Origin of the sequence: Leptolyngbya sp. PL-A3 (genome assembly GCF_039962325.1) — a bacterium.
GTDB lineage: Bacteria > Cyanobacteriota > Cyanobacteriia > Elainellales > Elainellaceae > Vacuolonema.
Genome location: NZ_JAMPLB010000004.1, coordinates 52,688 through 75,069, shown reverse-complemented (window position 1 = coordinate 75,069; position 22,382 = coordinate 52,688). Strand labels below are relative to the sequence as shown.

14 protein-coding genes are annotated in these 22,382 nt (G+C 51.9%); 9 read left to right on the top strand and 5 right to left on the bottom strand.

What is annotated here, in order from left to right:
* Nucleotides 1–355: 355 nt before the first annotated feature.
* From NDI52_RS05130 to NDI52_RS05120, 3 genes are all read left to right on the top strand, one after another.
* The gene (locus NDI52_RS05130; protein ID WP_347280059.1) at nt 356–877 is read left to right on the top strand and encodes a peptidoglycan-binding protein; all 522 of its coding nucleotides are present in this window, start codon (nt 356–358) and stop codon (nt 875–877) included.
* Complete coding sequence (locus NDI52_RS05125) at nt 868–1,566, top strand: hypothetical protein (RefSeq protein WP_242035862.1); 699 nt, start codon at nt 868–870, stop codon at nt 1,564–1,566. The genes NDI52_RS05130 and NDI52_RS05125 overlap by 10 nt, the downstream gene beginning before the upstream one ends.
* A 152-nt stretch (nt 1,567–1,718) precedes the next feature.
* On the top strand, nt 1,719–2,609 hold the full coding sequence (locus NDI52_RS05120) for a hypothetical protein (protein WP_190773329.1): 891 nt from the start codon (nt 1,719–1,721) through the stop codon (nt 2,607–2,609).
* 71 nt (nt 2,610–2,680) lie between these two features.
* Here the strand turns inward: NDI52_RS05120 and mazG are convergent, their stop codons facing one another.
* Nucleotides 2,681–3,517: a nucleoside triphosphate pyrophosphohydrolase gene (gene mazG, locus NDI52_RS05115; protein ID WP_190773330.1), complete on the bottom strand. Its 837-nt coding sequence runs from the start codon at nt 3,515–3,517 to the stop codon at nt 2,681–2,683.
* Between the two features lie 510 nt (nt 3,518–4,027).
* On the opposite strand from mazG, the gene NDI52_RS05110 reads away from it, so the two are divergent.
* Entirely contained in the window at nt 4,028–4,576 is a 549-nt protein-coding gene (locus NDI52_RS05110) for an alpha/beta hydrolase (RefSeq protein ID WP_190773331.1), read from the top strand.
* A gap of 117 nt (nt 4,577–4,693) precedes the next feature.
* Here NDI52_RS05110 and NDI52_RS05105 read toward each other — a convergent pair whose 3' ends face one another.
* Nucleotides 4,694–4,894 carry a hypothetical protein gene (locus tag NDI52_RS05105; RefSeq protein WP_190773332.1) on the bottom strand — a complete coding sequence of 67 codons (201 nt, stop codon included), beginning with the start codon at nt 4,892–4,894 and terminating at the stop codon, nt 4,694–4,696.
* Nucleotides 4,895–5,292: 398 nt separating this feature from the next.
* On the bottom strand, nt 5,293–7,752 hold the full coding sequence (gene pheT, locus NDI52_RS05100; RefSeq protein WP_190773333.1) for a phenylalanine--tRNA ligase subunit beta: 2,460 nt from the start codon (nt 7,750–7,752) through the stop codon (nt 5,293–5,295).
* Between the two features lie 1,583 nt (nt 7,753–9,335).
* Between pheT and NDI52_RS05095 the strand changes: the two genes are divergently transcribed.
* Together NDI52_RS05095 and NDI52_RS05090 are read left to right on the top strand one after the other, a co-directional pair.
* Nucleotides 9,336–10,964 carry a serine/threonine-protein kinase gene (locus NDI52_RS05095; protein ID WP_190773334.1) on the top strand — a complete coding sequence of 543 codons (1,629 nt, stop codon included), beginning with the start codon at nt 9,336–9,338 and terminating at the stop codon, nt 10,962–10,964.
* Nucleotides 10,965–11,052: 88 nt separating this feature from the next.
* A complete protein-coding gene (locus NDI52_RS05090; RefSeq protein ID WP_190773335.1) occupies nt 11,053–11,358 on the top strand; it encodes a DUF3493 domain-containing protein in 306 nt (101 codons plus the stop codon).
* A gap of 175 nt (nt 11,359–11,533) precedes the next feature.
* Here NDI52_RS05090 and NDI52_RS05085 read toward each other — a convergent pair whose 3' ends face one another.
* Nucleotides 11,534–12,148: a YqeG family HAD IIIA-type phosphatase gene (locus tag NDI52_RS05085; protein WP_190773336.1), complete on the bottom strand. Its 615-nt coding sequence runs from the start codon at nt 12,146–12,148 to the stop codon at nt 11,534–11,536.
* 21 nt (nt 12,149–12,169) lie between these two features.
* Nucleotides 12,170–13,171, bottom strand: a complete 1,002-nt coding sequence (locus tag NDI52_RS05080) for a decaprenyl-phosphate phosphoribosyltransferase (protein WP_190773337.1) — start codon at nt 13,169–13,171, stop codon at nt 12,170–12,172.
* Nucleotides 13,172–14,045: 874 nt separating this feature from the next.
* Here NDI52_RS05080 and NDI52_RS05075 point away from each other — a divergent pair.
* The 3 genes from NDI52_RS05075 (at nt 14,046) to NDI52_RS05065 (ending at nt 22,360) form a co-directional block, all read left to right on the top strand.
* Nucleotides 14,046–15,611: a hypothetical protein gene (locus tag NDI52_RS05075; RefSeq protein ID WP_190773338.1), complete on the top strand. Its 1,566-nt coding sequence runs from the start codon at nt 14,046–14,048 to the stop codon at nt 15,609–15,611.
* Between the two features lie 639 nt (nt 15,612–16,250).
* Nucleotides 16,251–19,820, top strand: a complete 3,570-nt coding sequence (locus NDI52_RS05070; protein ID WP_190773339.1) for a filamentous hemagglutinin N-terminal domain-containing protein — start codon at nt 16,251–16,253, stop codon at nt 19,818–19,820.
* Nucleotides 19,802–22,360 carry a CHAT domain-containing protein gene (locus tag NDI52_RS05065; protein ID WP_348256321.1) on the top strand — a complete coding sequence of 853 codons (2,559 nt, stop codon included), beginning with the start codon at nt 19,802–19,804 and terminating at the stop codon, nt 22,358–22,360. Before NDI52_RS05070 ends, NDI52_RS05065 begins: the two co-directional genes overlap by 19 nt.
* The last annotated feature ends 22 nt before the right edge of the window (nt 22,361–22,382 follow it).

The window sequence follows — 22,382 nt, the reverse complement described above, 5'->3', positions numbered from 1 at the left end:
AGCCCGAAGGGACTTTATGGGCTCTGATATACCCATTTCTCCCCTTCAGCTTAAAGACTAATGGGTCGGGTTTGATAGGTGTTCTGAACAATTTCGCCTTAAAGGATGAATTTCCAGCCTATTTTTGTTCTGACAATCTCTCCTGCGGTGCTTATACACCTGGCACTTCAAGTACTGCAGGAGATACGAAGCACAGTCTATGAGCTGTAATAGTCTTCGGCTGAGACGTCCTATACGCCATACAACTGCCTGAAGCGTGTCCTACTTTATAAAATAGTGAGAACAGAATGGCATTGGACTGGCTTCTTAACTCAGCTTGCCTCCGTCATTTGTTTTGGAATGGATGGTCTTGGCTGTGAATAATGACTCGCCGAATGTGCCCTCCCGCCCTGAGCCCTACCCCAGAGTTTATCCCTGGGATACGGGTCCGTTCGTGGCTGAATTACAAGAACTACTGTCGGCTCACGGATATCCTCTCAAGAGTGATGGTGAGTATGGCTGGCGTACAGAAGCAGCGGTACGGGCATTTCAGCGGGAGCATCGGTTGCGGGTAGACGGCATGGTCGGCCCAGAAACTTGGGCGATGTTAACGACGGCGGTGAAGGCGGGCATTCGTACCCTACGGCAAGGACATCGAGGCCGCGATGTGCGTGACCTGCAGGGATTGTTGCAGGTGCATAATTTTATGGTGCATCGCAACGGCTTTTTTGATGATCAGACCCAGCAGGCTGTGAATACATTCAAAAAACGTCACAACCTGCGGACGGATGGTACCGTGTGCCCCGTTACCTGGACGCTGTTACGAGCAGGGAAGCCAAATCCTGCTGCTGTAAAAACCCACCCAGGATGGTTGCGATCGCTTCATAAATGGTGGTAAACCAAGCTGAAGTCCTTGATGTATCTGGCATAACATCACGAAACATTGCCACGCACTGCCGATTAATTCTGTGTCCTATAAAATGGCGCTGGCTGTGCGATCGCAGTTCCTATCAGGTCTGTAGCCTACCGACTGGATTGATTGGCCCTATTCCATCCTCGAAGGAGACGTTCATGATATTGCCTAATTGGCGAAAGCCCTTGGCGGCCCTTCTGCTGTCGCTGATTCTGTTGGTCTCAACGGGATGCGCCCAAACCGATAACTCGCCCTATGCAGATGCCCAGCGCGAGAGTACAGAGCGAGGAGCCACCCCAGCCGTATCTGCGGATGCTGAGAAGGGCGGTGAGTTTAACAAGTTCTTTCCCTCGTCTGGGCAAGGCTACAACGTCGTATTTTCTCAAGAGAAAAAAGGCTTTGCTGAAGCGAAGTTGAAGCAGGGCGGCACCGATGTCGCTATGCTTTCCATTTCTGATACCGTCAGCAGTCCGGCGGCCGCCGAAAAGTATAAGTCCAGTACTGAAAAGCTGGCTGGCTATCCTCTGTTGGAGATTGGTAATACTCAGACCGGTGTTTTGGTGGGCGATCGCTACCAGGTAAAAGTCATCTCCCGCGACTCGTCTTTCGCCCCTCAGGACCGCCGAGATTGGCTGCAAAAGTTTGACTTGCAGGGTCTTTCCAATTTGAAGTAGTGTCGGGCTGATAAATGGGGCGTTGGGCCAGCTCAAACCTTTAGTGGCTTCGCCAAGGTGCAAGCCTGCGTCTCCCTGCTGCCCTGGAGAAAGACAAAGAAACGGCTTGAAATAGCATTAGTCCTGTATATCTGCATAGGAGATTTGCAACCATGAGCAAAGCCATTTACCAGTATGTAGATGAGCTGCCAACAGGCGGTATCACGGTTATGGCGCTCAAGTCGTTAGATGCAATCGTGCCCGGCAAGTGGGAAAACCTGACGGGGTTTACGAACACCGTCAAGGCCGTGACGGGCGAGACTGATGCCGCCTTGATTCAGCAGATTGGCGATCGCGCTGTCCACCTTTACAACGATAAATCTCAGGGCTATCAGCGGGCGATGTGGCTCTACGAGACGGTAGACAGCGCCTCTGGTGCTTTGGGTGCCGCAGCTCTGGCCAATCAAGCCGGTGGCGGTATTCCCCTCTTTGGTGGTCTGGTCGAAAAGCTCACCCCCAAGCCCGAAAAGGCTCAGAGTCTTGATCTGAGTATCAAACTGGTGACGGAACTGGTGGCCTTCTGCCAGATCAACGGCATTCCCGGCGACAGTATTGGCGACTTCCTGGCAGCTCTGGGTGATTACAGCGGTGAGTCCCTCACCCGCATGGCGGCTCTGGTCTGCTTTGATGGCTTGATTCCCCTGGGTGCCCCGTTCATTGAAAAGGCCGCCACAGCTTTACAAGGCACCTCTCCTAAGGAACTGGAGCAGAATCAGACCTACAAAGGCGTCAACGAGCTTATTCCCGGCAACAATTCCGAAAGCAAACTGAATTTTATCGGGCAAAGCTTTGACTCGGTTAAAGGCTGGATGAGCGGTTTCGTTACCAACAACGGCCTGACTCAGGAAAAAGTGCTGGACAACCTGATCCGGGTCGTCGACATCTCCAAAGATAAGCTGAACTATGTAGGGGCTTTTCTGGATATTACGGTCAAGTATTACTCCCACACAGGTACACAAACCCTGGCCCGTCGCTTAATTGAGCGGGCAGTGGCGGAGATTTAAGTTCAAGACAAGTTGTTTTTTCGTGCGCGCAGCGCACGAAAAAACAACCACTCCAGCGATTAAAACGCGCCTTAGCTCTCTGCTTTCTTCAATGTCTGCTTAGCCTTTTGCCAGAGTTCCTCTAGTTGGTCAAGGCTGTAATCTGACAAGGAGCGATCGGCAACAGACTCCATCAACGTGAGCCGCTGGATGAAACGCTGGTTGGTGGATTGCAGTGCTTCGTCGGGGTCGAGGCCATGCCAGCGTGCCAAATTGACGATAGTAAACAATAGATCGCCCAGTTCTTCTTGCTGACGGGCAGGAGATTCGTGAGCGATCGCCTCCTTAAACTCCCCCAACTCTTCCTGAAATTTTTCCCACACCCCATCCACTGTCTCCCACTCGAAACCGGCGGCAGCGGCCTTCTTGGAGATTTTGAGACTGGCCGTGAGGGGAGGAAGCGATCGCGCATATCGGCTCAGGCGAGGAGCCAGCTTGTCGGTTCCATGGCTCTCCTGGTCTTCCTGGGCTTTAATTTGCTCCCAGTTTTGATGCACCTCATCCATGTGGGCGACGGTCACATCGCCAAACACATGAGGATGGCGGCGAATCAGTTTTTGGGTGATGGTATCGGCAACTGTAGCCAGATCAAATTGCTGGCTTTCACTGGCGATCTGCGCCTGAAGCACCACTTGCAGCAGCAGGTCGCCCAGTTCGTCAGCGATCGCCTCCGGGTTCTCCTGCCGAATCGCATCTACCACTTCGTAGGCTTCTTCAATGACGTAAGGAATGAGGGTTTGGGGGGTTTGCGCCAGGTCCCATGGGCACCCTCCATCGGGCGATCGCAACTGGGCCACAACCGCAATCAACTGTTGCAGCGCTGCCAACACGGGAGGCAATTCCGCCTCAACTGTATCTGAGTAAGCCATAGGAGCGATCGTTGTAGAACAGTATTAATTTAACTTGAGTTCGGGTTAAGGGCTTTTTTGAGGGACGCGCTTTGTGCGCCCTCCCAAAAAGCTCATTTTGGCGTGCGCAGAGTACAACTCTAAAACGGGCACTTGAACTTATCCCCGATGGAGGTCGATTTAGTATTTGTTGAATAGAAGGCAGAGGGCAAAAAAGGTAGAGAGTGGGAGAAAAACTATAGAGCAAAGGACAGATGGAGTGGGCAAAGGTTTGTCAGTAAGATGCAAGCATTGTCTTGGGCGTTCGAGCGCTTACAAGGGTTTGTCTTTCCCGGTTCTGTTTTTCTTCTGCCCTCTGCCTCAGCTGAAACTTCTGAGTCTAAAAGATCGTCGGTACTGTCTTAGGGGCGTGGTTGGTTGCTGTGGGAGGGGAGCAAAATGCCCCTTCCACAACAACCAACCACACATTTGAAGCACAACCTAATCGTCTATACGTCGCGGCTGGCCTGAAATACTGGGGAGAAAAAACGCATGAAGTGGTGGAATTTGGTGTTAGGAGCTCTGGTGGGTTCGGCAGGTTTACTAGGTGGGCGGGCGATCGCGGCTGAAGAGATCGTCCTGACCTATGGCTCATTTCAGCGTTCGGTGGGTGTGGAAGAATTGACAGCTTTGGTACAGCTGGGTGAGGTGACAAACCAACTCGATTCCTATTTTGACCGCGCGGAAGTATCTCCTGAAAGAGTACGGCAACTGTTGACGGAGGAAATTCCAATGCAGGGTGTTGCTGCTGATCGGATACTGAACAATCCTCTGGGCGATGCATTGTTGGATCGCGTGAGTGAGGTTATTTATCCAGAACCGCGCTCTGCCGGACGGGGCGCTATGCGAGCTGCGATCGTCCTATCTTCCGTCGATAATGACAAACTTTCGCTGCTCGAAATTCTGCAGAACTATCCCACGTCTCAAGTGTATGTAGATGTTGAAAGGCTGGCCGATGCTTACAGCGATATTCAAGGCGCTAGCCAAACCGTCCAAGATGTTTTAAATATTTTGGGCCGATTGGAAGGGCTGGCCCGTTAGATATAACCCTGTATAATAGAAAATTATTTAGGGATATCAACGAACGCCAAAAGAGGAATGTGCTGTCGCGATCCGTCAGCACATTCCTCTGAGTGTCAGGTATAAAGATTAAGCCAATTAGTAAGCTAGCGTTTCTAGGGTTTCGCGCAGGTAACGACGCACGCGTTGATCCATGGAAAGCGCTTCAATAGATGCGTCACTGTTACGCTCCTGCTCCCAGGTTTGGAACCCGGAACTAGCAGCGATCGCTTGCTTTAGATTGTGCCAAATGTTGGAGTCGTTCACAGAAGAGTTTTGAGGAGTGATGGAAGGAATCATAGAACCTCTTTAGCTGCGTGTGGACAAACCAGTCAAACCAGAAAGCCCTTCTTCCTTAAGATATCGTAACTGTCTCTTAAGTCTGTGCCAAGAAACACCATCTCGCAATCCCCCGACAAGATGAGTTCTCCCAAGAAGCTGTTGCGATCGCTGAAAAAGCGTTATATATCGCACTTTTTTGTGGATAAAGCTTATGAAAAATAACTGTACAGCTTTTTTCTATGATTTGTGAAATATTTTTTGAGACGGGAGCGGACGTATACCCAGACATAGGCAAAAGGCAGGTGCAAAGCACCTGCCTTTTGCCTATGTCTGGGTGGAGGAGGGTTGAAAAGTTCCAGCAGGGGTTGAATTTCGTGTGCATCATGCACAGAAATTCAACCCTTTAAAGCCCCCTCTTAACTGCGAAGGTTTGCCTGGAATTTCTCTTCCAGCACTTCCCGCACTTTCTGGTGGATGGGTTCTACATCCTCATCAGTAAGGGTGCGATCGCCCGCTCGATAGATTAGCCGGAAGGCCAAACTGTGCTGACCTGCGGGAACCTTATCCCCTCGATACTCATCGAACAGCTCCACCGATTCCAGCAGGGGCTTACCCACTTGTTCTACCGCACGCTCAATTTCTGCCACCGAGAACTGAGTTGGTGCAAAGAAAGCAATGTCGCGATCGGTTGCCGGGAATGACGAGTAAGTCTGGAAGACGGGAGTTAAGTTCGTCTCCTGATCCATCTGATTCAACAATTGATCTAGCTCCAGCTCGAAAGCATAGACCTCATCGGGCAACCCCCGCTCCTGGCGTACTTGAGGATGTAACTGACCAAAGCGCCCCAACAGCTCACCGCCGACCCATAAGGACGCGGTACGCCCAGGATGTAGAAGAGGATTGCGGCGATCGGGTTGATACTCCACTTCAACACCCAACCGACGGAAGACACTTTCCAATACACCTTTAGCTTCGTACCAGGTCATTGGCTGCTCGCGCCCGCTGCGGACCCAACGCCCCTGGCTTGCATCGCCGCCCAGAATCCCGGCAACGCGATCGGCTTCCATCAGGCCATCTTCGTCTTGCCAGAAGACACGGCCAATCTCATAGGCGTTGAGGGGGCCATTCCCTTGCTCCAGGTTGTACTGGAAGGCATCAATCAGCCCCTGCAACAAGTCAGGCCGTAGGGCGGAGTACTCAGCGAACAGCGGATTGGTCAGCACAACCTGTGAGTCGCCGTCGGGTTTACCGACGGAATAATGCACCACTTCTGTTAAGCCCACCGCTCGTAAAGCCTGGTGAACAGCCCGGGTCAGTTCCTGGTCTACCGGCAGATAGCCGGGCTCGGTTTCCTTTGGCAGGGTATCAACAAATTTATTGAATCCGTAGAGTCGGGCTACTTCTTCGACCAGGTCAATCTCTCGCTCCAAATCGCGGTAGCGGTAAGGAGGAACGGTTACTGTCCAGATCGTGCGATCGGGGGTGATGGGAGTGAGCTGGCAACCGAGAGCTGTCAGTGTGCGCTCAACGTCCTCGGCCTGAAGTTCGCCGATTACGGAGTCACCTTCATCGGGGTCGCCTAATTCAACCGGGCCCAACACTGCATTCACACGCTCTAGACGTAGCTCAATGGTGCGGGTTGTAGAGGCTTGTCCAGCGGTGGCATCGGCGATCGCCTGGCTATCTGGCGTTCCCCCTGCCAACTCGCTAATTAAAGCCAGTGCTCGACGGCAAGCTAGCAGCAACTCTGCCGGGTTAACCCCCCGCTCATAACGTGCAGAAGCTTCTGTCCTTAATCCTTGAGACCGAGCCGACCGACGGATCGCAACCGAGTCGAAGAAAGCCGCTTCCAGCATCAGGTTGACGCTACCGCTATGCACTTCGCTGTCTTCGCCACCCATGACCCCGGCCAGAGCTACGGGGCGATCGCCCGCAGTAATTAACAATGTCTGGTCGGTCAGCGTCCGAGATTGGCTGTCCAGAGTGGTCAGGCTTTCTCCGGCATGGGCTGTGCGTACACCAATGGTGAGGTTCTGGGTGTTGGCGATCGCGCGCAACCGATCCGCATCAAAGGCATGGAGGGGCTGACCCCATTCCAGCAACACATAGTTGGTGATATCCACCACGTTGTTGATGGGACGTGTGCCAGAGGCCAGTAACCGACGCTGTAGCCATTCAGGAGATGGGGCGATCGTCACCCCTGAGATGAGTGTACCGATGTAGATGGGGCAGGCTTTGGTGTCCTCAATCTTTAAAACCAAATCGTTACCAGCTTCGGGAAGTGGCGTAGCTGGGATTTCTGGCAACTTGAGGGTGGCTCCCGTGATAGCAGCGATCTCCCGGGCAATTCCGACAAGGCTTAAGGCATCAGCTCGGTTCGCGGTGGAGGTTAAATCTAGAATGACGTCATCCAGACCCAGTAAAGGTCGTACATCCTGGCCAGGGGTCAAAGTTTCCTGAGGAAAAATGTGAATCCCGTCTGATTCCTTCGCTAATCCCAACTCGGCCAGAGAGCAGATCATCCCGGCTGAGGGAACGTCCCGTAGTTTACGAGGGCGAATTTTTAGGTCAATGGTGGGCAGGTAGGTGCCAACGGTCGCGACAGGCACGTAGATATCCGCCCGGACATTAGCCGCTCCACACACGATCGTGGACGGCTCTGCGGCTCCAATATCCACCTGGCAAACACTCAGACGATCGGCATTGGGGTGTTGCTCACGGGCTAAAACTCGCCCCACGACGACTCCATCCGCCCAGGTGCGACGATCTTCAATATCTTCGACTTCAAACCCTGCCATGGTGAGCGCTTCCGCAAGCTCTTGGGGGGTCATGGAGATATCGACCAGTTCTCGCAACCAGTTTAAAGAAATACGCATGTCTAACCGTTCCAGAAATTTTGAGAGAATCGCCTCCGGCGGCCTCCCGGTTAAGGGGGTGGGGAACCTGTGCAAAGCGCCAAAAACCGCACCTGTACTTGCCTACCCGTTAAGATTGTATCGTTTTGTTGAGGTCAAATCTCACTCGCATGTCGATATCCAGCAATTCTCATTTTGGAAGCCAGCCTGAAGACTGCTCGTTCCAAGCGAGCAGTCTTCAGGCTTTAAAGCTCATAATTAAGAATGGCTGGTCGACATCCTCTCAAGAAACTACCCTTTGCTGGGTATGAGCGGGAGTTGAGAGTAATTACCCTCAACTCCCGCTCATACCCAGCAAAGATACTTGTTTGTGTCCTATTTCATTAAGTGAGCCGCTGCCCATTTAATCGCTTTTCAAACTGCTTCTAAATGTAGCCTGGGTTTATTAGCTAAAAAACTTGTTGATTGGTCGAGACGCTAGCGCAAAGCTCCCTATAGATCTCAGTAGATCTATTTAGGAATCCTCAATGTTTTTTAGGGACAAACTAAATATAGTTGACTTTGCCTTTCGTTAGGCACCCTATAAGACGGGGGAACCCCTACATGGGTAAAGTTGGCAAGCAAATGAATTATAGCGTTCTCACCCGCTTATAGTACACAGTGGTTGTAATGGGGGGTGAAACACCTCGTTTGCCACACTCCACTAATATCTAACAGCGCTTTTCAATCGCTTAAAATCCGGTTGTTTTTGTGAGAGCCTCATGGAGCGCGGCTCTCACAAAAACAACCGTGGCTGATTCAAGCGCAAAGCGCTGTTAGATAACTGAAATTGCTACGAGAGAATATTGTCTTTAGTTTTCCTGACAAGCCACGCAATACCAAACCAACATGAAGCGGTATAGGAGATGTGGCGTTTAATATAAAAACGATATAGAAGGCTTAAAAATTCTGGAATAGCTACCCGGCTTACTGGAGAACAGAACAGAGAGTTTATAATTAGTCTGGAGAGTATTTGAAGCGTGAATTTCCACTTAACTGCAACGGCAAATTAACCCTTCCAATGCCCTTTAATACCGTGTTTCGCCAAATTCAAGTAAATTTAGATACAAAGTATTCAGTGAGGGGCATCAACCTCTGGTCTAGAGGGTGTTTTTCTGTTAGACAGTGCAATACGTCGCTGTTTTTCCTAGGTAAAACTGGGAAGATCTGAGTGGCTGTTTTGAATGTTTAAGTCAAAGTTGCATCGTATCTTTCCTGATACGAATTCCGCAGGGAAGCGCAAATCCTGAGTATATCTCTGGGAACACTAGAAAAAAGACCGGAAGGTGCTTCTTGCTGAAATCCGCTCAGAGCCTATCTCTTGAAAGGATTTCGCCCTTAGTTTGGGATGCAAGGTTGATGCTTTGATACAGGTCGACTCCGTGAAAACATGGGCTTTTATCGGGATTTTAATTAAATCCTGGTCAACTTTAACAAGTCTTCAACGGATGTCCCGAAAGAACAGCACGGCCTGCTGTTGCTAATAGAAGGATAATCATAGATAAAGGTGTCAATCTTCGAAACGAGATGACCTCCCGGCGATCGAGCATACAGAGTGAAGCCGAATGAGCTACTGCCTGAACCCAGCCTGTCCCAACCCTGAGAACTTGCTCGACACAGAGCTATGTCAAGCCTGTGGATCCAAGCTATTATTACGCGATCGCTACCGCGTCCTCCAGGAGCTAGGTCGCGGAGGGTTTGGGGCAACCTTCCTAGCTAAGGATGAGTCTTTGCCCGGTAGTCCCTACTGCGTTATCAAACAGTTACGGCCTGCTGTCTCTTCTCCTAACGTGCTTCAAATGGCCCGTGACCTCTTCCGACGAGAGGCAAAGACCCTGGGTAAAATCGGTAACCACCCACAGGTCCCCCGGCTATTAGACTATTTTGAATCCAATCAAGAATTTTATCTTGTTCAAGAATATATTAGTGGCTCAACCCTGCAGCAGGAAGTAAAGAAGAATGGGCCTTTTTCTGAGGCCGGGGTGAAGCAGTTCTTAAGTGAGGTGCTGCCGATGTTGCAGTACATTCACTCCAGTCAGGTGATTCATCGGGACATCAAACCCGCCAACCTGATCCGCCGCAGTCAAGATAAAAAACTAGTACTGATCGATTTTGGCGCTGTTAAAGATAAGGTCAGCCCTACCCGAGCCAATGCCTCAGAGCAAACGGCTTTGACGGCCTATGCTATCGGTACGCCGGGCTATGCGCCTCCTGAGCAGATGTCCATGCGTCCGGTCTATGCCAGTGATATTTATGCGGTTGGGGTTACCTGTGTTTACTTGTTGACGGGCAAATCACCGAAGGATTTAGACTACGACCCCACCACGGGCGAACTCATGTGGAATCGCCATGTGCATGTCAGCGAGCATTTCGCGACCGTGCTGCACAAAATGCTAGAAATGTCGGTCCGGCATCGCTACCAGAATGCCAATGAAGTGCTGCGGGCGTTAGATTTGGAGCCCTATCTGGATAGCCTGGCTCAAAGTATGGTGAAACCTGCGGCGCGCTCGAACTCGCTACGGAACGATAGTGCTCCTTCGTCCGGCGATTTGAGTGGTAGCCTCTTCCCGTCCTCCCCGTCGGCCCGCATGGCAGCAGCAATTCGAGCACGCCAGCAAAAAAATGGGATGGATTCTACGGGTATGACGGGTGGGTCTATTCGTCGGGGCCCCGCTGCTACCCCTCGTGTCACGACCACTACCCTGGAACGTCGCAATTCCATTCCGCCTAACAATGGCGACAACTCTAGCGGAAACTCAAAACCCAAACTCACAGCGGAAGATGTAGTTTTGGCCTACACCAAAGGGCGGCGGGACTTTACCTTCCATGATTTGAGTTCGCTAAATTTGGCCAGGGCTACTCTGACGGGGGCAAACTTCCACCAGGCTCGCCTGCATAAAATCAATTTACAGGGAGCCAACCTGTTCAATTCAGATTTTGGACGAGCTGGGCTGAGCCATGCGCAACTTAAGGATTCCAACCTGGCGCGGGCCTACTTGAGCCACGCCGATCTTCAGAATGCGGATTTGCGGGGAGCAGACCTCAGCTATGCCTATCTAAGCAATGCCAACTTGAGAGGGGCGAACCTCTGTGGAGCTAACCTCACCGGGGCGAAGATTACAGATGCCCAGTTGGCCCAGGCTCGGACGAATTGGGGGACCACACACCCCAGCGGTAAGCGTGGCATCTGGTAGTGCCCATTCCAGGATGAAGCCGTGCGATCGCATGGCTTCATCCTGGAACACCTGGTAGCTTAGATAAGCTCCTTTAAATTCCAACGTTATGGCAGATCCGTCTCAGACTCCACGTTCTTCCGCGAGATTGTCTCCTGAAAAGTATGCCCGTTTGCGGGAAGAAGCTCGTGCTCCTTACCGGGGCTTGCGGATGTTTATGTACCTTGTGTTTGGTCTCTCCGGATTTGTGGGTGGGCTGGTGTTTCTGGCCCAAATCCTGGCAGGTCGAGATGTGATGGGGGCGCTTCCTAATTTCGCCCTACAAGTGGGGGTTGTGGCTCTAATGGTCTGGTTGGCGAAAGTAGATCGAGCGATCGCCCGCAAAGAACGGGAAAAGGCCACCTCTGAGCGATGAACGACTGAAAACGGAAGAAAACATTAAAGCTGGCGAGTATGTTCACAAATTGCTGCAATCTATAAAAAGTTAATACGGGGTCATCCTTTATAAAGACCCTGACTTTTACCTCTCTCTATAAATAAAGGGCACCAGCATCGTTTAGAGGCTGGTGCCTTTTGACTTTTAGCGTTGCTCAGGATGCTTTCAGGGATGGGGGTGCTGCACTAAAGTCAACCTCAATGGCCTGAAGCTGTTCTGGGGTGGGGTAGGGCACGTGCAGCCATTGCCCGGCCAAGGTTTCCCACCAGTGGGGATCGTGGGGTAGGGAGGCGACCTGAATGGTACGGCACCCTACAAACCAGGCTCCAATCAAATCGGTGTGAAGGCTGTCCCCAATCACCACAACAGCCCGAGATCGAAGCCCCATCTGCTTAAGAGCTTTCCAGAAGCCCCAGGGCAGAGGTTTACGCGCTGGGCTAAGGGCCGGTATGTCTAAGCGCAGCATCCAGTAATTGATGCGGTGGCGGCGCTTGCCATTGGAGAGGATGCAAAAGCGCAGCCCTCGTTGTTTAGCCAGTTGAATCCAATTCTCAATACCCGGGGAGAGGTAGCGATCGTCCTCAGTCACAATAGTGTTATCCAAGTCTAGAATGATGCCCTGAATTCCAGAGCGGACGAGATCGTTAATGTCGATGTCTGCGACCGTTGGGGCAAAACTTGGCGTGCTGGTAGCCAGCGTAGGCCGCTGGAAAAAACGGTATGGGATACCTGCGCAACTCGCGTTACGAAAAGGACGAAAGAGACGCATAAGGATGGTATTGGGAACTGGTTAAAGAACACCCATTTTGGCAAGGGCTAAAATTCCCGTTGTAACCACAATCCAGGAAACAACGGTCAGTAGAATTGGCAGATCACTCAGTAAAACCTCGTCAGGGCGCTCGGTACGGGCAGAAATGCTGCCCTCAAGCCGTTGCCGCCGCCGGATTTCCTTAGGGTCACTGAGAAACTGATACCGGAAAATGCCGTAGAGAACAAAGGGTACGGTGAGCAACATCCAGGATGTCGATGCACCTCCCACTTCAGGGCCAGAACTCCAGAGAGTGTAGGTAAGAATGGCCCCGGCGGTTACAACACCTTCCATTCGCTGCAACAGAAATAGGGAGTAGCGGCGCAGTACAGCACGGGAACTGCCACCCTTGGCAACCGCCAATCGCATCTCGGCCTTGCGCTTCTCAATTGCAAGAAACAAGGCCAACATGGCAGTACAGAGCAGGAACCAGGAGGAGAGGGTGATGCTCGTTGCAACCCCTCCTGCTAAGGCCCGTAAAACGAAGCCGCTGGCGATCGCAATCACATCCAACACAACGGTGTGCTTCAGCCGCAGATTGTAGGCCACCTGCAAAACGGCATAGCAGGCCAGCACCACCGAGAGCATAGGTGTGTAGAGACCGCCAACCAGCAACGCTCCGCCCATCAAAAGAATGGCCATGGTGATGGCGGTAGGAATGCTGATTAAGCCAGCGGCAATAGGGCGTTTGCATTTGACGGGATGCCGACGATCAGCTTCGACATCCATCAGGTCGTTAATCAGATAAAAGCTACTTGAGATGCAACAAAAGAGGGTAAATGCGAGAAGGCTTCCAGAAATGGTTCGCCAATTAATTGCAAAGGCAAACAAAGGAGCGGCAAAGATAATGAGGTTTTTAGTCCATTGGCGTGGTCTGAGCGCCTTGAGATAAGCCACCCAGATACCAGAGGCATAGACCTTCTTGTGACTTGGTTGAGGATCTTCTGAACTCGGCAGCGAACCTTTAGGTTTTGAGGAAACCATAGGTCGGAACCCCCTGTTTTGTTTGCTCAATAGCCTACGTAATTTCCCCGAAAGAGATCCAACGGTATTGCGCAGCTTCATGTAATCTTCAAAAACAGGTGAGGGAAAAAATGGTTACTTTTTAGTTCGTCCTATGCATAAAAAAGTAGCTTCTATATCCTTTTAAGGAAAGTTTTTAAGGCGCTAATTTGTTGCCAACAGAACTTTTTACTTAGAGATGAGGTGGTATTGCAAGAAGATCCGGTTGAGTCGAAAGCTTTGTAAGACAAAGGGTTTGCGCAATACGTACAAAGTTTTACTGCTGGTTTTAATGAAATAGTTCATTCTAAAATTCAAGCAAAAAGATGATTAAGTTGTTTTTGATACAAAATCTTAGATGGTAACGCTCAAACATAGAAAATTTAAGGGTGTTTGTGATGTTACTGGTCGATATGCAAATTGTTTTTGTAGTCCCTTAAAACACAATCATTCTGAATTTTTATTGTGAATTCCTTATAAAGCACATCTAAAAAACTATTGACAATAAAAAATAGGCTGCTTACGATGCATCAAACCGTTTTAGCGGGTAGTGAGTATCCAATATCTGCCGTTAGATGAAGAGTGTTCTAAATGTTGGCGTTAGTGCCTGTTGTTTGGTTCGCTGGTTGGAATTTGCATTGGCTTAAGATTGAAAGCTAAGTTTTTAAGAAACTTCAGGTGATGGTCTTGCATTGATCGTGTTGTTTCTGTAGAGCTGCAACGTGTTGCAAATACTCACCTGATGGCTTGTCCAAGCTTAGCCTGGAAACTACTGTTTATGGTGGTTTTTAACGCTCTCGGTTTGTTGTGTTTTTCGAACTCTCAACTGCTTTTCCCCTTGACCAGGAGCTGCGCTATGGTTTTGGAGTCTATTCTTTCGAACCGTAAAAAAGGTGCCTTTTATCGGGGCATCAATACGATTACAGCTCGTCATGAGTTTGGGTTACTTGCATTGATTCTGGTAGGTTTTCTTGGGGTTATAACGATGCTGTCTGCGCAGCTTTGGCCTGTGTGGATGGATGAGGTGTTGTTGACTGACCCAGCAGCTAATTTGTTCTTAGGAAATGGGTTTACTTCGTCTGCCTGGTATTACCAAACGCGGGATGAGGTTTGGGCCTGTAATGCGCCACTTTATGCGCTGTTGTTGTTTCCCTGGCTTAAAGTATTTGGGCTACAGGTCGCGACAACTCGTTTATTAAATTACGTCCTTATATCACTTTCGATGGTCTTGATCTGGTGCGCTGTGTATCGGCTCAACCTGGTTTCGACTACGCGCGATCGCTTCATCCTAATTGCCCTCATTCTCTGTAGCTATGGAGTAAGTTTTACTTACCTGTCAGGCCGTTATGACTGTCTTGCGATCGCTCTCTTTTCAGGCTTGATGCTGGCCTATACGTTTCCATCATCGCTGCCTCGAACGGCTGTGTTTTTGGGGATTGGATTTTTGATTCCATTGGCTGGTTTTCATCTGCTTCCTTATGGGGTCATTTTGGCGGCGTTACTGTTTCCCTTTTTGGGAAAACCCGTTCTTAAGGCAGGCATTCCGATTGGCGTTGGCATGGTGTTGGGATTGGGCGCAACGGTTTTTCTTTATGCACAACAGGGTGTTCTGGATACCTTTATTGAGACGTTAGGTGGGCATACGTTGGGTGGTCTTGACGTGGTGCCTGATTCGGCAAAGGATGCCGGTGTGGGCCAAAAAATGATGTTTGCTCTGACGAATCTGGGGCCGATTTTGGTAAGCCGATTCGCGGGCATTGGGGAATGGTATTTCCAGGATGGGAGTTTTGTGTTGTTGATGGCTGGGGCGATCGCTCTGGCTTCAATTCAGCGAATTAACCAGACGTTTTATTGGCGATCGCCTTTGGGGTTTGGGTTGTTGGCAGGAGTTGTGGTTCCCTTATTGATGGGTTTGGTGCGCAACTATCCCAAATACTATGGTTGGATGGGAATTATTCCGTTGGTGATTGGAATAAGCGCGGCGTTGGTTGGGGTGCGGGGTTCTGCATTGAAGAAGCCTGGGATTTTGTGGGTGGCTGTGCTGTTGATCGCTTCGAGTATTCCGGGGTTGCCAAATCGGTTAGTGCCGGGGCTATTGCATTGGCAGGATCGCGATTATCAACGCGTTGAGCAGTTTGTGCAGGCGAATATTGCGGCGGATGAGGTTGTTTATAGTGATTTTGCGCCTTATTACGCGATTCGGAAGCGGGTGGATACGGTGTTATTTCCGTCTTATTTGGATGTGATGTCAGATGAGGACAAGCAACAGTTGACAACGTTGCTTTTGGAGCTGACTCAGGAGCATAAAAATTATCAGGATATTAATTTGTTTGAGCAAATTGGGGGGGGCTGGTATGAGACGAATGCTCGGTTAGATACAAGTCAATTTCAACTGCGGATTTTTAAGCGGAAGGCAGCTTAGGCCGCGTTTTGAGGTTGTTTAAGAAGTTCAGGACTTATACATTTATGTTGTGTGATATGCGCAGCAACCACACAACATAAATGCGTCAAATATGGTGAGCTTGCGTAGGTTCTAAAGTTATTAAGAGGGTTGTTTTTTGTGCCTTTGAGCATGGAAAATCAACCCTTTCGGATGGGTGTGTCTGGATGATGGGGTCTTAGGGAAATCTGTCGCTTGGGGGCGCTCTGCCCCCTAAACCCCCAAGCTGGAGGACAAAGCGCCGTTCCCCAGACCCCCTTGCGCAAGGGAATATCGGTGTGTGTGAATGTGGCGCTTTGCATCAGTGGGTTTTAAATTAGGTTTATGCGCCGTTGGTACGGAGTTTTTGTGGGATGAATTTTATAACGCTGGAAGAGAGTGTGGAAGCTTTGCTCCTACACTCTCTTCTGTCTCAGAAATAGTTGTGGGCGAGGAATTTGGGTGCCCATGACATTTAGGGGAAATCGATGCAATATAGAGCTTTGAACAATCGCATTAGTTTTTCACCGGCCTGGGGATTTTTCTCAACCTAAACCTGGAGTTGTGACCTCCCGCGCCTCAGGGTTGCTGCTACCTCGTGTTCTTTTGCTGTCAGCTTTCCAGCCGGGAAGTCTGGTTTCTATGTCTTTAAAAAAAATAAGAGCTAAGGATGGTGTCGCTTGTGGGCGGCGGTTCTTTGGCCTGGATAAGCTTTGTAAGTTTTCTGGATTGTTGGTGGTTTTGGGAGGATGTTTTTTCCCTGGAACCGCTGTTATCGCTCAACTTCCTTTAGAAGCCGATAACACTCTGAATAATCCAAGCCAGGTGGTTCCCTTTTCACCGATAGACTTTGGCATTGTTGGAGGCGATCGCCGCGGTTCTAACCTCTTTCATAGCTTCCGTGAGTTTAATGTCAGTGAGGGAGGAAGTGTCTACTTCGGGACGGATGCAGGGGTCGCTAACATCTTGACTCGGGTTACAGGTGGCAATGGTTCCCAAATCCGAGGTGTTTTGGGGGTAGTGGGTAGTAATGCAAATTTGTTTCTGCTCAACCCCAATGGTATTCTCTTAGGCCCCAATGCTCAGTTGGATTTGCGAGGATCGTTCCTGGCTAGTACGGCAGAGGGTTTTCTCTTTGCCAATCGGGATAATTTCAGCGCATCAAATCCGCAACCGCCGGGGTTGTTAAGTGTGAGTGCGCCGATTGGGTTGCAATATGGCGATCGCCCTGGCAACATCACCAGCTATGCCACATTTTTAGCGGTGGATTCAGGCCGCAGTCTGGTGCTGGCTGGTGGAGCCGTACGATTGGATGGTTCGTCTCTGGCCTTTCAGTTCCCCAACGGAGGAAGGCTGGAATTAGGTTCTGTGAGTGGGGCGGGGGTTCTGCCATTACGGGTGCAAGGCCATAACCTGGCTCTGCGTCCTCCTGCTACAGGGCTGGAGCGGGGCAGAATTACCATGACCAATGGTTCAACCCTGGATGCTCGGGCTCAAACTCAGGGGGCGATCGCCCTCTATGGGGGCAATATCAACATTTTGGAGGGGAGTGCGCTGCTCTCCGCTCTCACACCGGGGTCGGCGTTGCCTGACCTGAGAGGGGGCAATATCACCATCAATGCCACAGGAACGGTCAGGGTAGTGGGGCCGGATACGCGTATCGTAGCTGACGTTCAGGCGGGCGCTCGAGGGGATGCTGGAGATATCACCATTGTGGCGCAGAACCTGAATGTGCTTGAGGGTGTGCAACTCAATACCAATATGTACGGTGCTGGAAGTGCAGGCACCGTTCAGTTGATTGGAGGCGACCGCATTCGTATCGATAACAGCACTGTCTCCAGTCAGCTGATGGATGGAGCCGTGGGGCAGGGCGGAAATGTGGGAATTGCTGCCAATCGGCTCTGGGTTGTCAATGGTGCCGCTCTGTCTTCCAGCAGCTTTGGTACGGGGGATGGGGGGGCTGTTCAGGTGTTGGTAGGCGATCGCACGGTCATCGATAATAGCTCGTTGAATAGTGAAGTGAGTGGCAATGCTCAGGGTGATGGAGGCGATGTCTCCATTGCCACAGGGTCGCTGCGAGTTCTGAATAATGCTCAACTGAGTGCAACCACCTTTAGCCAGGGGGATGCCGGAGATGTGTTGATTCAGGCACGGGATAATGTGCTCTTTGACCAGGCCTTTGCCTTCAGCCGGGTGAACCGTGCGGGGGTGGGGGAAGGTGGTAATGTGGCGATCGTCAGTGGCTCGGTGACGGTACTCAATGGCTCTCAATTGATTGCGGATAGCCAGGGGCGAGGAAATGCAGGCAATGTCTTTATTCAGGCCCGTGATCGCGTCCTCTTTCAGGGCACCAGCCCCAATGGTCAGCTTGCCAGTGCCGCCTTTACAGATGTAGATCCGGAAGGGGTGGGTCACAGCGGCAATATTGGCATTCTGGCGAATACTCTGGAGTTGCGAGATAGGGCTTCGCTGACCGCTAGCAATGCGAGTACTGGGGATGCCGGAAGTGTGATTTTGGGGGTGAGCGATCGCATTCTGCTTGATAATGCTGCCCTGGCTAGTGAACTGGAATCGACAGGGCGGGGCCAGGGGGGGAATGTTGTCATCGGTACGGGCGATCTCACTCTGCGCAACGAAAGCCGAGTTTTGGCTCAGACCCGGGGCATGGGTAATGCTGGCAACGTAATTATTGACGCAGAAAACCTGCATGTCCTGGAAGGAAGCCAGGTCATCGCCCAGAGCGAAGGCATGGGAAATGCAGGATTTATCTTAATTAACGCACGGGGAAATGTGGTCTTTGACGGGGCCAGTGCTGACGGCAGCTTCGCTAGTGCTGCATTTACCCGAATTGGGGAAACCGCTGTCGGTCAGGGGGGCGGCGTATTCATCAGTGCTGAGTCTCTTCGTGTGACGGGAGGGGGGCAATTGATTGCCGATACCCTCGGGACGGGAGATGCGGGGGCCGTGTTTCTGCAAATACGGGGGCCGGTGCAGTTTGATGGAGCCAGCCCAAATGGGCAGTTGCTCAGCGGCGCCTTTACGAGTGTGGCGGAAGGTGCCAACGGTAATGGCGGCAATGTAGCCATCCAGGCAGGTTCGCTGACTCTCCAGAATGGAGGCCGACTGGTGGCCGACACCGAAAGCGACGGTAATGCGGGCAATGTGATCATCGAAACTCAAGGGCCGTTGCGTGTGATCGGCACTAACCCCATCAGCGGCAACAGCAGCGCCATTTTCAGCGAGGGCTTCGGTAACGCAGGTGGCAATGGGGGAAATGTGATTATTTCGGCAGATTCTCTGGATATTCGGGATGGAGGTGCCCTGGCAGTACGGGCGTTTGGTTCTGGCAATGCGGGCAATATTATTGCCACTGTTGGCTATCTGACCTTGACCGGTGGCAACATTTCCGCTGAGAGCCTGGGAACGGGCCGGGGGGGGCAGATTGCGATCGCCGCCGATCATCTAGTTCTGGACGATGAATCCACCATTAGCACACAAACTAACAGCACCAATGGCGGCAACATTGCGTTAGCGGTGGATCGAGCGCTGGTGCTGCGACGAGGCAGCTTAATTTCCACAGAAGCCGGACGGGCAGAGGGCTCGGGCAATGGCGGCGACATCTTCATTGACGCCGATTTTGTGGTGGGCATCCCTCAAGAAAACAGTGATATTGTTGCCAATGCCTTCGAAGGAAGTGGTGGAAATATTGCCATCGCAACTCAGGGCATTTTCGGCCTGGAATATCGACCTGAGCTGACTGAGCTGAGTGACATTACAGCCAGCTCTCGCTTTGGCTTAGATGGGACGGTTGTGGTGGATACTCCCGGTATCGATCCAGTTCAAGGCCTGGTCGCATTACCGAGTGGGGTCGTGGATGCCTCTGACCAGATCGGTCAGGTGTGCCCCACGGGGCCAGCCGCCGCAGAGAGGCTGGGGCGTTTTGTGGTCACGGGTCGTGGTGGATTGCCTCCCAGCCCTCTAGACCCTTTGGAATCTGATGAAGTCGAAGCAGGTTGGGTGTCTCAGGATGAGGTGCGCGATCGCCCCTCTATGCCCACCCCAGAACCTCACTCTACTCAACCCACACCCGCAATCACCGAAGCGGAAAGTTGGGTTCGGGATGCTCAGGGTAACATCTACCTCGTTGCTGGGGCCGCTCTGGGCCTACCGTCCTTGGCGGAAAGGGGGGGCACGTGTCCTCAAGTGCATTAAAGTGGGTCCGATTCCGGTTAAGGCGAGCGATGCGATCGCTCCTTTATTCCTGGCTGGCAATTCTCACAGCAGTGCTTTGCCTCACCCTACCGGGTCTTGCTCAAATTTCACCGACTCAAAATCTTGCAGCCCAACCGTCTGACCCATTAACCCAGAGTCGTCAATTTTACGAGGCAGGACGCTATGCGGAAGCAGCTGCTTTGCTAGAACCCCTATCCCAGTCAAGCAATGGGCTGGCTGCTGCGATCACCTTCAGTAACCTTTCCCTCATTTATCAGCATCTGGGCCAGTGGGAAGCGGCTGAACGCGCGATCGCCACCAGCTTAGAACACCTGCAAGCTCTACCTGAAGAAACGGCAGTCCGAGCTCAGGTGTTAGAGGTTCAGGGACAGCTCCAGTTCCATCAAGGCCAGGTTGAAGCCGCTCTGGCAACTTGGGAACAGGCAGCAGCTCTCTATAAGGCTGAGGGCAATGGTGAGGCGGCTCTCCGATCCCAGCTCAATCAGGCAGAAGCCATGCAGGCTATGGGGATGTATCGGCGAGCAGTGGCATACCTGACCGAACTACGGCAATCCCAGGTGAGCCAACCAGATTCCCCCCAGCAGATGGCAATTCTCCGCAACCTGGGAGATTCCCTGCGGGTTGCAGGCGATCTCCACCAGGCAGAAGCCGTTTTGCAGGAGAGTTTGACCATGGCCGAGCGGTTGTCTCTAACCGAGGCGATCGCCCGTGCTCACCTGAGTCTCGGTAATGCCTATCAATCTCGGGGCGATCGCAAAACTGCTCTGGCTCATTATCAGCAGGCAAGCTCCACTTCCAATCTGACTCTGCGCACTCAGGCAGAACTCAATCAACTGCACGTCCTGTTAGATCTGGAACGGTGGGCCGAGGCTCAAGCCCTCATTCCTATGCTGGCAGAGCAGGTGGACCAAATGCCCACCAGTCGCGCCGCCATCGATGCCCGTGTCAGTCTGAGCCATAGTCAACTCCGCTTGCCCAATGCCCAGAATCTGGAGGCTGTGGCGCGATCGCTTGCCACGGCTGCTCAGCAGGCCGAGAATTTACAGGATAAGCGGGCTGAGTCCTATGCCCTGGGTACGTTGGCAGCCCTTTACCAGAAGACGGGGCAACTGGACGAAGCCCAGACCCTCACCGATCGGGCTTTGCTATTGGGAGGGCAGGTCAACGCTCCGGAACTGCGCTACCGCTGGGAGTGGCAGTTGGGCCAAATCCTCAAGCAAAAGGGCGATCGCTCTGGGGCGATCGCGGCTTATACCCAGGCGATCGATACGCTTCAAGTGGTGCGCCGTGACCTATCCGCCATTAACCCAGAAGCGCAGTTTTCCTTCCGCGACAGTGTGGAACCCATCCATCGAGAATTGGTGTCGCTGCTGTTGGCTCCCGACGCCACACCGACCCAGACAGACCTGGAACAGGCCCGGTTCACCATTGAATCCTTGCAACTGGCAGAGCTGGACAACTTCTTCCGCGAAGCTTGTCTGAATGCTCGGAAGGTGCAGATTGATGCGATCGACTCCCACGCAGCGGTGTTTTACCCGATTATCTTGAGCGATCGCCTGGAGATTATTCTTTCTCTTCCTGCTCAACCCCTACGCCACTACTCCACCCCGATTTCTGCAACTGAGGTTAATGCCCTCATCACCCGCTATGTTCGCCAGTTGCGTGACCCACGCTTCAGCCAGCGCACCGGCCCCGATAGCCAGCAGGTGTTTGACTGGCTGATTCGTCCAGCTCTGGAGGATCTGCGGGTCAATCAGGTTCAAACCCTCGTGTTTGTGTCGGATGGTTTGCTGCGCAGCATTCCGATGGGGGCGTTGTTAAATAGCGATCGTTACTTGATTGAAGACTATGCTGTGGCTCTGGCCCCTACCCTGCAATTGCTGGAGGCGAGTTCTTTGTCAAAGGAACCCCTGACAGTATTGATGGGAGGCCTGAGCCAATCGCGCCAGGGCTTCTCTCCATTGCCGGGAGTGAAGGATGAGCTGTCTCAATTGCACGCGATTGTTCCAGGAGAAGTCATTCTAGATGAAGCATTTACTGATGAAGAATTGCGGGCGGCGATGGATGCAGTGGACTTCCCAGTGGTACATCTGGCTACGCATGGCGAATTCGGCTCGACTGAGGAAGATACGTTCATCCTCACCTGGAACGATCGCCTCAACATCAATGAAATGAATACGTTGCTGGAAGCAACCGATCTCAATCATCGCCGCCCTATTGAGCTGCTCGTGCTCAGTGCTTGCCGTACGGCAGTCGGAGACGATCGCGCTGCCCTTGGCTTAGCTGGGGTAGCCGTCCGTTCTGGCGCCAGAAGCACCCTCGCCTCGCTGTGGTATGTCAGCGACGAAGCAACCTCACGCCTAATGGTGCGCTTTTATCAAGAACTCTCGAAGGGGGGCATCACGAAAGCAGAAGCCCTACGCCAAGCACAAGTTGCGATGATCCACGACCCCAACCTGGTTATCTTCAGCCGTCCATACTACTGGAGTGCCTTTGTCCTGGTGGGTAACTGGCTATAGCCCTACAGCATTTTCTGGCCCT